Here is a 13,531-nt window from a genome sequence, read left to right as displayed (position 1 = left end):
AACCAGCTAAAAAAAGGGCGATACTCATCGCCCTCTGCCTTATAAGTCTATATTCGAAACACTGTACCCGAATACCTTTGCGAAGCTTCAAAAGAGCGGGGTATAGCGCTAGCCAAAGAAAAATGCACTCGGCTGGAACAGCTTTTCTACATCATTGATGTACTTCTTATCTACCAAGAACAAAATGACGTGATCGTTCGCTTCTATCTTTGTATCACTGTGGGCAATAATTACCTGTTCGTCGCGAACGATAGCACCTATAGTCGTACCAGGGGGGAGCTTGATGTCGCCAATTTGCCTGCCAACCACTTTAGATGTGTTTTCATCGCCATGGGCAATAGCTTCGATAGCCTCTGCAGCGCCACGACGTAATGAGTAAACGTTAACGATGTCGCCACGGCGTACGTGCGTAAGTAGTGCCGAAATCGTGGCTTGTTGTGGTGAAAACGCAATGTCTATCTCGCCACCCTGAACGAGATCTACGTAAGCACTTCGCTGAATAAGCACCATGGCTTTTTGCGCGCCCATACGTTTTGCCAGCATGGCCGACATAATATTCGCTTCATCGTCATTGGTAACCGCAATGAATGCATCAACCTGTTCGATATTTTCTTCGCTAAGCAATTCAGGATCAGACGCGTCACCACTAAAGACGATGGTTTTATCTAAGTTGGCAGATAGATATTTTGCACGCTCTGGGCTGTATTCAATAAGTTTAACGTTATGATTGTGCTCAAGCTTCTTCGCTAACCCTGCGCCAATTAAACCACCGCCGGCTATCATAATTCGCTTGTAGCTTGACTCGAGCTTTTGAAGTTCACTCATTACTGCACGAATGTGCTTAGTGGCGGCAATAAAGAATACTTCGTCATCTGCTTCTATAACCGTTGTTCCCAGTGGACGAATAGGGCGGCCGCGACGGTAAATAGCTGCAACCCGGGTTTCCACATTAGGCATGTGATCTTTAAGTGCAGATAACGCGTGGCCTACCAATAAGCCGCCGTAATAGGCTTTAACGGCTACCAAGCTTGCCTTACCTTCTGCGAACTCAACAACCTGAAGGGCACCGGGATAATCGATAAGGCGTTTAATTGCTTTGGTTACCAGTTGCTCTGGGGCAATAATGTGGTCTACCGGAATGTCTTGCTGCTTATATAGCTGCTCTTGGTAAATAATGTATTGTTCTGAGCGTACACGGGCAATTTTTGTGGGCGTTTTGAAAAGGCTATAGGCAACCTGACAGGCGAGCATGTTGCTTTCATCACTATTGGTTACGGCTATCAGCATATCAGCATCTTCCGCACCGGCTTTGCGCAAAACATCAGGGTGTGAACCCACACCTGTAACAACCTGCAAATCAAGGCGATCTTGCAGCGCGCGCAGAATAGTGGGGTCAGAGTCAATAACGGTAATTTCGTTATTTTCACCTACTAGGTTTTCAGCAAGAGTTCCGCCTACTTGTCCGGCCCCTAAAATGATGATCTTCATCGTTGTTATTTTGCCTTCATATCTGTGCAGGTCATAACTATGTAACCTGCACAACTATTAAACTCAGTCTGTCGACTTTACCAGCCTCGCATAATAGAAACCATCCATTTGTTGTTCCCCTGGCGTTATCTGACGTCCAGGTTTATCTATGGTTTCTGTTTTCACTACAGGCGATAACTTGGCATTTGGCGTGTCGGCTAGAAACTGCTGTATCTGCGCCATGTTTTCTTTTGGTAAAATTGAACAGGTTGCATAAAGCAAGGTACCGCCTGGTTTTAATAGGCCCCACAGCGTATCTAATATACGGCGTTGTAGCTGCGCTAAGTTGTCGATGTCATTGGATTTTCGAAGCCAGCGAATATCTGGGTGACGACGTATAACGCCAGTAGCAGAGCAGGGGGCATCCAGTAAAATTCTATCGAAGGGCTTTCCATCCCACCAAGTTTCTGGATTAGACGCATCACCCTGCTTAATATCTACGACGTGTTTAAGGCGCGTCATGTTTTCTTCTACGCGTTTTAGGCGTGTAGCATCGGCATCAAGTGCCAACACGTACTCAGTATCCGGGGCGCATTCTACAATGTGCCCGGTTTTACCGCCTGGTGCGGCGCAACAATCTAAAATACGCTCATTTGCTTGTGGCTGTAAGTAGTGTGCGGCTAATTGAGCTGCACCATCTTGCACCGCAAAGTGCCCTTTATCAAAGCCAGGCAGAGCTGTAATGTCTTCACGTTTAGTCAGAATTACTGCATCTGCGTGATTGTCGCTAAGGGTATATTGTACGCCAACACTATCTAGCGCCTTGGTAAATGCTGCCAATGTTGTTTGCAGTTTATTCACACGAAGCCAGATGGGAGCCATAGCGTTAGTTTCGCTACGCACTTGGTCTGCATCGGCGCCATAGGCGTTTTCTATTGCCTTAAACAGCCACTTAGGTAAACCGCTGTTTATAATGGCATCGTCTACATTTTTGTCGGCAAGGTTCTCTCGCTGAAAATTGCGTAATACCGCATTCACCAAGCCTTTAAGCGCTGCTGCGTTTAAATAAGACGCTGCAGCAACCGTTTCACCTACTGCAGCGTGATTGCTAACACGTGAAAAGTTAAGCTGGTACAGACCAAGAAGTATAAGGTGTTCAATAACCTTTTTATTTCCCTTTAAGGGTCTATCTAACAAAGAGCGCAGCCAGTGCTGTAAAAGAGGAAGGCGACGCATTACCCCTAACGACATCTCTTGAATCCATGCGTTATCTTTGGCGTTGTGTCTGCGTTGAACACGTTCCAGGCATTCACGCGATGACTTGCCTTGCTCTAAAATTTGATAAATGACCCACGCACAATCTGCGCGCAGGTTTTTCTGTTTGGGAAGGGGTAATGGTTTCACGTTTAGTCCGCTTTTGTCAGACAACGACCCACTTCAAACCACGTTTGGCGAGCATTGATAACGTCTGACGCTGGTAGCGCCTTTTTACCTGGAATTTGAAGTGTTGTGATGCAAAGTGCGTCGCGCCCTGTTGCTATGGTTATGCCTTCTTTATTAGCACTAACGATCGTACCTGGCTTAACCTCTTTATCTAGTGTAACAACGGTAGCTGACCACACCTTCACATTTTGATCTTCTACCTTCATCCACGCTACTGGCCAAGGGTTGAAGGCGCGAATGTTTCGTTCTATTTGCTTGGCATCGTCTGCCCAATTGATAAGCGCTTCTTCTTTAGAAAGCTTTTTCGCATAGGTGGCCATAGAGTCATCTTGTTTCGTAGGCCTATAGCTTTCAAAGTTGTCGACAACTTCAACTAATGCTTTTGGTCCTAGTTCTGCAAGCTTGTCATACAAAGTTGCGCTGGTGTCTTCAGGTGTAATAGGTAATGTGGCGATGTGCAGCATATCGCCAGTATCTAAACCTTCATCCATTTGCATTATGGTTACGCCTGTTTCAGCGTCACCCGCCCATATAGCGCGCTGTATTGGAGCTGCGCCGCGCCACTTTGGCAAAATAGAACCGTGTACATTAATACAACCTAGCTTAGGAGCGTTAAGCACAGCTGTAGGTAATATTAGGCCATAAGCAACCACCACCATTAAATCGGCATTTAGCAAGGCTAACTCTTCTTGTGCTTCTGGCGCTTTTAACGACTGAGGCTGATACACAGGAATGGCATTTTCTTCAGCTAGCACCTTAACTGGACTGGCTGTGAGTTTCTTACCACGGCCAGCGGGCCTATCAGGCTGAGTGTAGACAGCAATAACCTCGTGCTCACTCTCTAGCAACGCCGATAGATGTTTAGCTGCAAAATCCGGAGTACCGGCAAAAATTACTTTTAATGGAGTTGTCACGTTATTCCCTAGGCTTTTGCGGCAAGACGCGCTTCTTTCTCAAGCTTTTTACGAATACGTTGGCGCTTAAGTGGCGATAAATAATCGATAAAAAGTTTACCTTTTAAATGATCGAGTTCGTGTTGAATACAGATAGCCAGCAGGCCTTCGGCATCTAACTCAAAGGTCTCGCCATTCTCATCTAACGCTTTAACCGTTATTGCTTCAGCGCGCTCAACCTTGGCGTAGTTACCCGGTACAGACAAGCAGCCTTCTTCGCTAATTGTGGAACCATCTTTACGAATAATTTCAGGGTTAATAAATACGCGAGGCTCGTTTTGATCTTCCGATACGTCCATTACAACAACTTGAACGTGGCGGTTAACTTGCGTCGCTGCAAGGCCAATACCGTTCTCGTCTTTCATGGTTTCGAACATGTCCGATACCAATTGTTTAATTTCGTCGTTAACTTCTTCTACGGGTTTAGCTACCGTGCGAAGACGTTCATCAGGAAAACTTAATACGTCTAAAATTGCCATTTCTCGCTTACTTCACCTTTTCGCTGTATAAATTCATATACGATCTAATTGCCAGCACGCTTTACAGTGCTTATTAAGTTACTATTCTAACGTATATCGGGTGGTTTCGTGCAGTTTTTTGCCTAAACCCTACAAGAATACGTACTTCTGCCGATATAGTGCTATTGTCTGAAAAATCAACAATAAATGACAGTGAATAATTTGCAGGTGGTCAATTTGAAAAAGCGATTAACATACGCGCGTCGTGCAGCAATATTTATTCTTGGAGTGCTTTTGTCTTTGCCTGCGTTCGCGCTTCAATTAAAAGACACTGCGCCAGAAACCTATACGGTGAAGCGTGGCGACACCCTATGGGAAATTGCGAATATTTTTCTTAACGAGCCTTGGCTATGGCCAGAGCTATGGCGAACGAATACGCAAATAGATAACCCTCATCTTATCTATCCCGGAGATGTCATCGTTGTAGGTTTCATTGATGGTCAGCCTGTTTTAAGCGTGAAGCGCGACAAGCTAGCCTACAATCTGTCTCCGACTACTGATAAGCGCATAAAGCCAAAACCTGTCGACGTCCTGTCTTGGACAACTATCTCTCCTTTTGTAAGACAACATATGTTGCTAGACGAAGACGACTATTCAGCCTTACCTAGACTCCTAGGTAATCAAGACGGAAATGTTAGGTTTGCTTCAGATGACTTTGTGCTTAGTCAGCAACAATTCAGTACTAACGACCAGTACAGAGTGATTAGAAAGCACGCTACTATCAGAAACCTAGATGGAGAAACGCTAGGCATTCAGGTCACCCATGTATCTAATGCTTCGTTGGTAGAGAAAGACCAAGCAGACGATACCATGCTGCTGTTTATTGATGACGCCAATCAAGAAGCAAAACGTGGTGACAAATTGATGGCCGGGGGCTTTACTCATCCAGAAGGTTTCGAGCTTACGCCTGCTACCTCACAACGAGGAGTAGTCGTAGGCGACTTGCATGATCACGACTTACTTGGCAAATATGATGTTGTCATTGTTGACCTTGGCGCAATGGATGTAGCGCCAGGCACAGTATTGGGGGTGTATGCTCAAGGCCCAGCCATTATTGATGAAGATAGCCCGCGTTATGTTGATGAACCCGGTGCTAAAAACGGTGGTGAGTGGTTTATTGATACGGTAGCACAGCCAGCACTCAAAGTAGGTGAGGTGATTGTTTTTAAAACATTCGATGCGGCAAGCTATGGATTAATAACAAGAGCGAATAAAGGAATTAAGCGCGGCTTTATTGTCGCTAAGCCTTAGACGCTGTAGGTTTCATTGTCGCTCATAAAGGAGCGACAATGAAACAGCGCATTTCTCAATCAAACAGCGAGCTATTCGCATGGGTAGCACTGGCATCGGCTCAGCGCATCTCCCCTAAAATCTGGCTACAGACCCTAGAACACTATCAACTATCTCCTGCTGATTTAGCCGGTAATTCATCATCGCTTCCCGACGCTGTGAAACAGCTCGTAGATCAAATATCAAAGCCCCTTATTGATGCTGCTTTCTTATGGCAACAAGCGGCTGATAATAGACACATTATTTCTTATTCGTCTTCATACTACCCTCAATCGTTAAAGCAATTGGACAGTCCACCCCTAGTACTATTTGCAACGGGTGATAGTGCTCTGCTGCGAAGTCCGCAAATTGCCATTGTGGGCAGTAGAAGGGCTAGCATGCAGGGTAAGCGGATCGCCAGTGAATTTGCATCAGGGTTGTCTAATAATGGAGTTGCAGTAACAAGTGGCCTTGCTATGGGCATTGATAGTGCCGCGCATCAAGGCGCTTTGTCGGGAAATACAGGAACAGTCGCAGTGATGGGCACGGGTCCTGAAGTAGTCTACCCCGCTAAAAATCACACGCTCTACGAGGCAATAAATAATGACAAGGGCGTTACCGTCACAGAGTTTTTTCCTGGGCAAGGGCCTAAACCTTGGCACTTCCCCCGCAGAAACAGAATTATCGCTGCGTTATCACTTGGAACCTTGGTAGTAGAGGCAAAAATTAAGAGTGGCACCTTGATAACTGCGAATTTGGCCGCAGATATGGGGCGAGAAGTATTCGCTGTGCCTGGTAGTATCTTTCACGCGTACTCTGAGGGCTGCCATTTGTTAATCCAACAGGGCGCCAAATTAGTAATTAATATTATCGATATTCTTGATGAAATTGGTCTTCAGCCTGAACAACTGGGCTTGGATGTTAACGAGCAAAACGAAAAAAGTGCAGCGAATAGCTTGGCAACCGATAAATTATTAGCTAGTGTGGATTATGACATCACCGCTATTGATGTTATAGCCCAGCGCAATGCCTTATCAGTATCGCAAGCAATGGCATCATTATTAGAATATGAGTTGCGTGGTTTAGTAACCGCTGTCCCGGGTGGTTACGTTAAATTGAGGGGAAAATAATATGTTCGATATCCTCATGTATCTGTTTGAAAACTTCATTCACAGTGAAACGGAAATTCGTGTTGATCAAGACGAGTTGACGGAAGAACTTGTGCGCGCAGGTTTCCATCACGATGAGATTTATAAAGCCCTCGCATGGTTAGAAAAGCTAGCGGCTCTGCAAGAAACGGATATAAAACCGTACTTTTGTAAAGGGATTAGCACCAGCTTAAGCCGTATCTACACCCACGAAGAACAGATGCGTTTAGATGTGGAATGTCGCGGTTTTCTTATGTTCTTAGAACAGGTCAACGTACTTGACGCGTCTACGCGTGAAATGGTGATAGACCGCGTTATGGAAATCGATTCCAATGAATTCTGTTTAGAAGACCTTAAGTGGGTTGTGCTAATGGTACTATTTAACGTACCTGGCAAAGAGAAAGCCTACGCACAAATGGAAGATCTTTTGTTCGAAGAGCCAGACGGCGTGCTGCATTAGTGCAGTCGTAGTCACTGATATTTAAATCTTTACTTACAAAATGCGCTGTGAAATTACAGCGCGTTAAGGCCTTAACGTCTAATACATGTCTAAAATAGACCACTCACTTTTTTCAGCGCACGAGCATGCTCTAGATGATAACTTCGGAGACTGCCCCGAGTGCGGCAAGCCCCTTCATATAAAGAACAGTAAATCAGGTCCATTTATTGGGTGTACAGGCTACCCTGAATGCAACTTCAGTAAGCCGCTTCACGATAAACAAACCACTATTCTTAAAACCTTAGATGGTATAGCGTGCCCCGAATGTGCTTCTGACCTTGCTATAAAAAAGGGGCGGTTTGGTATGTTTATTGGCTGTACAAATTTTCCTACGTGCCATCACATAGAGCCTATTAAGGAAAAAGAAGACACCTTGGTAGATTGCCCAAAATGTAAGAAAGGGCATTTGATCTCGCGTACTAATAAATACGGTAAACAGTTTTTTGCGTGTAACCATTATCCACAATGTCGATATGTGCTAAATTTCGCGCCGATAAATGAAAGCTGCCCAGACTGCGGTTGGGGAGTATTGATAGATAAAAAGGGGCAGTTGCAGTGCCCTCAGCCTAGTTGTGGCTTTAAAAAGTAGTTATATGATTAACTAAACGAACAACTAAACCAAGAACTATACAAAGAGATCAAAACCATGTCTGATACCCAAAATGGGAACGTGAATACGTTTACACCCGTTGAGGCTAATACATCTGAAGTAGACCCTGTTGTTGCCGCTTTTGAAGCGGGAAATTTAATCGTTTATCCAACCGAAGCGGTAATGGGCATCGGATGTGACCCAGACAATGAAGCAGCGGTAAATGCGCTGTTAGAGATAAAACAGCGACCAGTAGAAAAGGGCGTTATTTTAATAGCTGCTAATTACAGTCAGCTATTGCCCTATGTTAACGACAATGCCATACAACCACATCGTCGCACCGATATTTTCTCAAGCTGGCCTGGCCCGAACACTTGGCTATTACCTAAGTCGTCATCGGCGCCTGTTTGGTTAACCGGTAAGCATAGTAAAATAGCAGTGCGCGTAACTAATCATCCAGTAGTAGTAGAGCTGTGCAATAAGTTAGGGAAGCCACTTGTTTCTACAAGTGCTAACCTAACCGGTCAACCGCCAGCCACCACTACTGAAGAGGCAAAAGCCGTATTCGCTGATTCCGTTTTCTACGTTGACGGTGCAGTAGGTGGTGCAACTAAACCCAGTACCATTCGCGATGGTGACACAGCAGAGGTAATAAGAGCATGACATCAGCAGAATTACTGGACGGTAAAAATGCCGCTGAAGTAATAGAACAAGTAAAAAGCTATCTACTAGGGCTGCAGGACACAATCTGCCAAACCCTCGAGCTCGCCGACGGAAAAGGTCAGTTTGTCGAAGACAGTTGGCAGCGTGAAGAAGGCGGCGGTGGTCGCTCTCGAGTCTTAAAAAACGGTGCGGTGATTGAGCAAGGCGGCGTTAACTTTTCACACGTGTTTGGCAGCCAAATGCCAGCATCAGCAACGGCAAATCGTCCCGAGCTTGCGGGCAGAAACTTTCAAGCAATGGGCGTATCACTTGTTATCCACCCACATAACCCGTATATCCCGACGTCGCACGCTAATGTTCGCTTTTTCATTGCGGAAAAAGAAGGTGAAGCACCTATCTGGTGGTTTGGTGGTGGTTTTGACTTAACGCCGTTTTACCCGTTCAAAGATGACGTTGTGCACTGGCATGATACCGCAAAGAAATTATGTAAGCCGTTTGGCGATGATGTGTACCCTAAGTATAAAAAGTGGTGTGACGATTACTTTTATTTAAAACATCGCAACGAAACTCGCGGCGTGGGAGGGTTGTTCTTCGATGACCTGAATGAGTTGGGCTTTGAACAGTCATTTGCGTTTATGCAGGCGGTAGGCAACGGCTTTATTGATGCTTACGTTCCTATTGTAGAACGCCGTAAGCAAACCGATTTTGGTGAAAGAGAGCGAGACTTCCAGCTATATCGCCGAGGTCGCTACGTTGAATTCAATCTAGTATTCGACCGCGGTACCCTGTTTGGATTACAAACCGGAGGGCGCACAGAGTCTATTTTAATGTCAATGCCGCCGCTAGCCCGCTGGGAATATTGCTATACGCCCGCACCGGGTAGCGCTGAAGCTAAGTTAACTGACTGGTTAAAGCCAACTGACTGGTGAATTTAATTTAGTAAGGTCGCTTTTACTGATTTATCTGACGTCATTAATGACGAAAACGCCGTGCGAGTTGAACACACGGCGTTTTTTGATCTGCATCAAGTCCGAATATCATCTTTGTTTCAGTGAGTTATCAAGCTTGCGCTGGATCAATGTTTCTCTTAACCAAGGGCGTAAAGTAGCGCCATCTTAGTTAAACACAAAAGAGACACATCATGCGCAAACACTTTTTATCTGCATCTGCACTTTGTCTTACAATTGCTGCAATTTCACCTCTAGCTAGCGCTCATCAACAGGGCGATTGGATTGTCCGTGGCGGTCTAACTACCGTTGCTCCTGACGAATCTACTTCTAACATTGTCGCTGGTGGAACAGACCTCGGTGTTGCCCTTAATATTGATAATGATACCCAGCTAGGTTTGAACGTTGCGTACTTTATTACCGATAATATTAATATTGAGCTGCTTGCAGCAACGCCTTTTAAGCACGACGTGAACTTTTCTGTTGCAGACCCTCTTGGTACAGGGAACCAGCTTGGTGAAGTGACGCACCTTCCTCCTACATTAACCGCGAACTATTACTTCAACGACGCAAGCTCTGCATTTCAGCCGTACATTGGTGCAGGTATCAACTATACCTTTATCTTTGACGAAGAGTTTACGGGCGCAAATGAAACTGCGGGCTTAAGTGACCTATCGCTTGATAACTCATTTGGTGTATCGGCTCAGGTTGGTATGGACTATCAAATAGATACTAAGTGGCATGTAAACGCATCGGTTCGTTATATAGATATTGATACAGAAGCCACCTTTAAAGTTGGCGATGCTGCTGGAAAGGTTAGTGATATTGAAATAGACCCTTGGGTGTACACGATATCCGTAGGTTACACCTTCTAGGGCCTAAACCTAACAGTTGAAGCTTTCACAATTGCACTACTTTATACGCCACGAAGAGCGTAGACAGTAACAGGGGACTTGCGCGTTAAAAGGTTAATCTTTTCAACGCGCTTTTTTATTTTGTATTCACCATGTGATTGGCAAGTTGATCAAGTGCATCAAGTAACTGTTGAGCTAAGGCGATATCATTAACCGTTTTAAACATGGCTTTGCGCATACAATACATCCACTGCGCCTTCAACTCTGGTGTTACTGTGTAGGGAAGGTGGCGTGCACGCAAACGGGGGTGTCCAAATTGCTGCTGATAATCATCAGGACCACCCAGCCATAAACTCAAATATAAAAAGAATACATGACGAATTCTGTCTAATGGCTGAGGGTGAATAGCAAGTAGTTCATTCGCAAGTGGATCGGTCTCCATAATGTCATAAAACGTATTTGCTAATTCTCGTACTTTCTCCTCTCCACCTATACGCTCATATGGTGTACTCTGCGAAGCACGACTATCGCTTTTCTTCTTTATATTAAATAAGTCTCGTATTCCCATGAAAAAATTCGCTGTATTCGGAAATCCTATTGCACAGAGTTTATCACCAACTATTCATCAAATGTTTGCTGATCAAGTTGGAGAAAAGATTTCTTATGAAAAGATACTTGCGCCTGAAGATGGTTTTGTTGAAGCCGCCAAAGCGTTTTTAGCTCAAGAAAACGCTGTAGGCTGCAATGTCACCATGCCTTTTAAGCTTGATGCCTTTAACTTAGCAAAAGTAGATGACCAAGCAGCTAAAGATGCACAAGCTGTTAATACATTAATGAATGGCGACAGAGGTGAGCTGCTAGGGTTCAACACAGACGGTGTTGGACTAGTAAATGATTTACTAAATAGTGGCGTGAAAGTTAAAGATAAACGCGTATTGCTTATCGGTGCCGGCGGTGCAGCCCGTGGTGTTATTTCTCCATTATTAAAAGCGGGCGCTGCTTCACTGACTATTGCGAACAGAACGAAAGCAAAAGCTGACGAAGTCGCAAGCGCCGCGTCAAACGCAAAAGTGCAGGTGGTGCCTATTGAAGATATCGCAACGATAGCACCTCATATTATTATCAATTCAACAGCCGCTAGTTTAAATAATGAGTTGCCGTGTAGTTTGAACGATGGTGTTTTACACCACTGTGAAGTGGTTTACGACATGGTTTATAAAAATTCACCTACGCGCTTTATGAGAGATGCGGCTGAGCTAGGTGTTAATACGCAAATAGATGGGTTAGGGATGCTAGTTGAGCAAGCTGCCGAAGCATTCTATATATGGACACAAAAGCGACCTGATACCTCGGACATTGTAAAACGGGTTAGAGATATTGTTGAGCAAAGTGAGAAGCGAAACTAGTTCGCTTCTTCTAGGTACTCATCTTTTAATACTACATAGTTCACGGCAGACTGTTTTAGAAATGCCATTTCAGCGTCGTTGAGTGGCCTTTTCTTTTGCATGGGGTTTCCTACATAAAGAAATCCGCTCTCTAATCTTTTGTTTGGCGGTACTAATGTACCTGCGCCAATGAACACATCGTCTTCAACAACAACGCCATCCATTACAATTGCGCCCATACCGACCAGAATACGATTACCTAATTGGCAGCCATGCAGCATACATTTGTGCCCAACGGTAACGTCGTCACCAATAATAAGTGGAAACCCATCAGGGTTTTTATCTGATTTACGGGTAACGTGCAAAACACTGCCGTCTTGTATATTACTGCGAGCGCCAATACGAATCTTGTTCACGTCACCGCGTGCAGCAACCAATGGCCAAATACTGGCATCATCTTTTAATACTACATCACCGACTATTCTTGCCGAGTCATCAATATAGACATTCTTGCCTAAAGTAGGAGATATGCCTTTAAAACTATCAATCGATTTATGCATTAGCGCAACTCTTGTTTATTACCGGTTTATTGTGATGATTCTTCTATTCCTACACGTGCCTTTATTACTTTATTCTTTTTAGTATCTTCACGTATCGCTTTGCTTCTCTGTAGCATTTCTGGCGTAACATATCCGCGTTTATGGTCAAGGTGTATGCACACAGCTGAATAACGTATGCGTTTAGCTTTTAGGCCATAGTTAACTAATCGATCGCCAAATTCACAATCTTGACCACCATATTGCATAGTTTCCTCAAAACCGTTTACTGCCAGAATGTGCTCTTTGTAACATGAAGCGCTATGCCCATTCCAAGTTGGGCGAGCCGGGCTTATCTTATTTAAGAACTCTGCCCAGGCCCCTCTTGCAGTGAGCTTCATCGTTTTATGCGTCTTTTTTAAACCTTTACTAACTAACCAATTCACATTGAATGCTCGCTGACTTACGATATCCTCACGTGTGATTGCTTTACTTACACTCATGGGTAATTTGAAGTACCCACCAGAAAGATAGGTATTTTTCTCTGATAATCTTAGATGTTGCTCTACAAAGTCGTTTCGAGGAATGCAGTCGCCATCTGTGAAAATTAAGTATTCGCCCTCAGAGGCTACAATAGCTTTATTAAGAATACGGCACTTTTGGAAACCATCGTCTTCTTGCCAAACGTGTTTGATAGGTATATCTGTTTCTTGCTTGAGACGTTGGATAAGTGCTTTAGTGTCTTCACGAGAGCCGTCGTCCGCAATAACAATTTCGAAGTTATCTGCGGTTTGTTCGAAGAAACCCCATAGTACTTTTTCTAACCACGCGGGTGAATTATAAGTTGTAAAAATGACGCTAGTTTTCATAATGCGTGATAGACCTCTATATAGTGTAGTTAAGCAATATTGATAATACGTATCCAACTCCCCGCTAACAGATGCTTATATACTGACAAAATTGAAAGCAAGTATCGGCAGGTTATTTCCCGTAGTTTATCTAAGTGTAGAGAGTAATGACACTGTCGCTGTTAATCACTATGAATCATATTATTGGTTAAAAAGGATTGTGGCATGCGTATGGAGTTATTCTTTTTTTAGTAACTTAAAGCTAATGTGAGTATCCGAACAGATATATAACAGTTCGATGAATACTGTTTTATAGCTAAATAGATACTAATGCTTTAGCTTGAGAGCTTTAAATTGTTCAAATAAAGCTCATGTTGTGGGTAATTTGAGCGTTCAAAACAAATATGACACT

15 protein-coding genes are annotated in these 13,531 nt (G+C 44.2%); 8 read left to right on the top strand and 7 right to left on the bottom strand.

From position 1 onward, the window contains the following. Nucleotides 1-108: 108 nt before the first annotated feature. The 4 genes from trkA to def all read right to left on the bottom strand — a co-directional run bounded on the left by trkA (nucleotide 109) and on the right by def (nucleotide 4,342). Nucleotides 109-1,488 (bottom strand): Trk system potassium transporter TrkA, encoded by a 1,380-nt coding sequence (trkA, locus tag ACYTPF_RS09995; RefSeq protein WP_136782368.1) that lies wholly within the window; start codon nucleotides 1,486-1,488, stop codon nucleotides 109-111. Between the two features lie 63 nt (nucleotides 1,489-1,551). Beyond that, nucleotides 1,552-2,871, bottom strand: coding sequence for a 16S rRNA (cytosine(967)-C(5))-methyltransferase RsmB (gene rsmB, locus ACYTPF_RS09990; RefSeq protein WP_461852115.1), 1,320 nt, complete (start codon nucleotides 2,869-2,871; stop codon nucleotides 1,552-1,554). Nucleotides 2,872-2,873: 2 nt separating this feature from the next. Next, on the bottom strand, nucleotides 2,874-3,824 hold the full coding sequence (gene fmt, locus ACYTPF_RS09985; RefSeq protein ID WP_461852114.1) for a methionyl-tRNA formyltransferase: 951 nt from the start codon (nucleotides 3,822-3,824) through the stop codon (nucleotides 2,874-2,876). A gap of 8 nt (nucleotides 3,825-3,832) precedes the next feature. Then, nucleotides 3,833-4,342, bottom strand: a complete 510-nt coding sequence (def, locus tag ACYTPF_RS09980; RefSeq protein ID WP_179981878.1) for a peptide deformylase — start codon at nucleotides 4,340-4,342, stop codon at nucleotides 3,833-3,835. Nucleotides 4,343-4,558: 216 nt separating this feature from the next. Here def and ACYTPF_RS09975 point away from each other — a divergent pair, with 216 nt between their 5' ends. The 7 genes from ACYTPF_RS09975 (at nucleotide 4,559) to ACYTPF_RS09945 (ending at nucleotide 10,371) form a co-directional block, all read left to right on the top strand. Beyond that, entirely contained in the window at nucleotides 4,559-5,632 is a 1,074-nt protein-coding gene (locus ACYTPF_RS09975) for a LysM peptidoglycan-binding domain-containing protein (protein WP_461852113.1), read from the top strand. A gap of 38 nt (nucleotides 5,633-5,670) precedes the next feature. Then, nucleotides 5,671-6,780, top strand: a complete 1,110-nt coding sequence (gene dprA / locus ACYTPF_RS09970; protein ID WP_461852112.1) for a DNA-processing protein DprA — start codon at nucleotides 5,671-5,673, stop codon at nucleotides 6,778-6,780. A 1-nt stretch (nucleotide 6,781) separates the two neighbouring features. Then, nucleotides 6,782-7,258 carry a DUF494 family protein gene (locus tag ACYTPF_RS09965; protein WP_014947732.1) on the top strand — a complete coding sequence of 159 codons (477 nt, stop codon included), beginning with the start codon at nucleotides 6,782-6,784 and terminating at the stop codon, nucleotides 7,256-7,258. Nucleotides 7,259-7,343: 85 nt separating this feature from the next. Then, entirely contained in the window at nucleotides 7,344-7,886 is a 543-nt protein-coding gene (locus tag ACYTPF_RS09960; RefSeq protein WP_179981881.1) for a DNA topoisomerase family protein, read from the top strand. Between the two features lie 57 nt (nucleotides 7,887-7,943). Next, on the top strand, nucleotides 7,944-8,549 hold the full coding sequence (locus ACYTPF_RS09955) for an L-threonylcarbamoyladenylate synthase type 1 TsaC (RefSeq protein WP_179981882.1): 606 nt from the start codon (nucleotides 7,944-7,946) through the stop codon (nucleotides 8,547-8,549). Then, nucleotides 8,546-9,478: an oxygen-dependent coproporphyrinogen oxidase gene (hemF, locus tag ACYTPF_RS09950; protein ID WP_179981883.1), complete on the top strand. Its 933-nt coding sequence runs from the start codon at nucleotides 8,546-8,548 to the stop codon at nucleotides 9,476-9,478. Before ACYTPF_RS09955 ends, hemF begins: the two co-directional genes overlap by 4 nt. Nucleotides 9,479-9,690: 212 nt before the next feature. Continuing rightward, nucleotides 9,691-10,371, top strand: coding sequence for an OmpW family outer membrane protein (locus ACYTPF_RS09945; protein ID WP_461852111.1), 681 nt, complete (start codon nucleotides 9,691-9,693; stop codon nucleotides 10,369-10,371). Between the two features lie 115 nt (nucleotides 10,372-10,486). Here ACYTPF_RS09945 and ACYTPF_RS09940 read toward each other — a convergent pair whose 3' ends face one another. Continuing rightward, nucleotides 10,487-10,918, bottom strand: coding sequence for a group II truncated hemoglobin (locus tag ACYTPF_RS09940; RefSeq protein ID WP_179981885.1), 432 nt, complete (start codon nucleotides 10,916-10,918; stop codon nucleotides 10,487-10,489). Between ACYTPF_RS09940 and aroE the strand changes: the two genes are divergently transcribed. Continuing rightward, the gene (gene aroE / locus ACYTPF_RS09935; protein ID WP_461852110.1) at nucleotides 10,917-11,756 is read left to right on the top strand and encodes a shikimate dehydrogenase; all 840 of its coding nucleotides are present in this window, start codon (nucleotides 10,917-10,919) and stop codon (nucleotides 11,754-11,756) included. The two genes, ACYTPF_RS09940 and aroE, sit on opposite strands and share 2 nt — an antisense overlap. On the opposite strand, the gene ACYTPF_RS09930 is transcribed toward aroE, so the two are convergent. Then, nucleotides 11,753-12,295, bottom strand: a complete 543-nt coding sequence (locus ACYTPF_RS09930) for a gamma carbonic anhydrase family protein (RefSeq protein WP_179981887.1) — start codon at nucleotides 12,293-12,295, stop codon at nucleotides 11,753-11,755. The genes aroE and ACYTPF_RS09930 overlap by 4 nt on opposite strands. 26 nt (nucleotides 12,296-12,321) lie before the next feature. Beyond that, nucleotides 12,322-13,140, bottom strand: a complete 819-nt coding sequence (locus ACYTPF_RS09925) for a glycosyltransferase family 2 protein (protein WP_461852109.1) — start codon at nucleotides 13,138-13,140, stop codon at nucleotides 12,322-12,324. Nucleotides 13,141-13,531 lie beyond the last annotated feature (391 nt).

It is taken from the genome of Alteromonas sp. HB246098 (assembly GCF_054890645.1).
This window is presented reverse-complemented; position numbering and strand designations above follow the sequence as displayed.

What these genes read in the sequence shown, in the direction of transcription:
- trkA (WP_136782368.1), bottom strand. Translation starts at nt 1,488, where the DNA reads ATGAAGATCATCATTTTAGGGGCCGGACAAGTAGGCGGAACTCTTGCT.
- def (WP_179981878.1), bottom strand. Translation starts at nt 4,342, where the DNA reads ATGGCAATTTTAGACGTATTAAGTTTTCCTGATGAACGTCTTCGCACG.
- dprA (WP_461852112.1), top strand. Translation starts at nt 5,671, where the DNA reads ATGAAACAGCGCATTTCTCAATCAAACAGCGAGCTATTCGCATGGGTA.
- ACYTPF_RS09965 (WP_014947732.1), top strand. Translation starts at nt 6,782, where the DNA reads ATGTTCGATATCCTCATGTATCTGTTTGAAAACTTCATTCACAGTGAA.
- ACYTPF_RS09960 (WP_179981881.1), top strand. Translation starts at nt 7,344, where the DNA reads ATGTCTAAAATAGACCACTCACTTTTTTCAGCGCACGAGCATGCTCTA.
- ACYTPF_RS09955 (WP_179981882.1), top strand. Translation starts at nt 7,944, where the DNA reads ATGTCTGATACCCAAAATGGGAACGTGAATACGTTTACACCCGTTGAG.
- hemF (WP_179981883.1), top strand. Translation starts at nt 8,546, where the DNA reads ATGACATCAGCAGAATTACTGGACGGTAAAAATGCCGCTGAAGTAATA.
- ACYTPF_RS09945 (WP_461852111.1), top strand. Translation starts at nt 9,691, where the DNA reads ATGCGCAAACACTTTTTATCTGCATCTGCACTTTGTCTTACAATTGCT.
- aroE (WP_461852110.1), top strand. Translation starts at nt 10,917, where the DNA reads ATGAAAAAATTCGCTGTATTCGGAAATCCTATTGCACAGAGTTTATCA.
- ACYTPF_RS09940 (WP_179981885.1), bottom strand. Translation starts at nt 10,918, where the DNA reads ATGGGAATACGAGACTTATTTAATATAAAGAAGAAAAGCGATAGTCGT.
- ACYTPF_RS09930 (WP_179981887.1), bottom strand. Translation starts at nt 12,295, where the DNA reads ATGCATAAATCGATTGATAGTTTTAAAGGCATATCTCCTACTTTAGGC.
- ACYTPF_RS09925 (WP_461852109.1), bottom strand. Translation starts at nt 13,140, where the DNA reads ATGAAAACTAGCGTCATTTTTACAACTTATAATTCACCCGCGTGGTTA.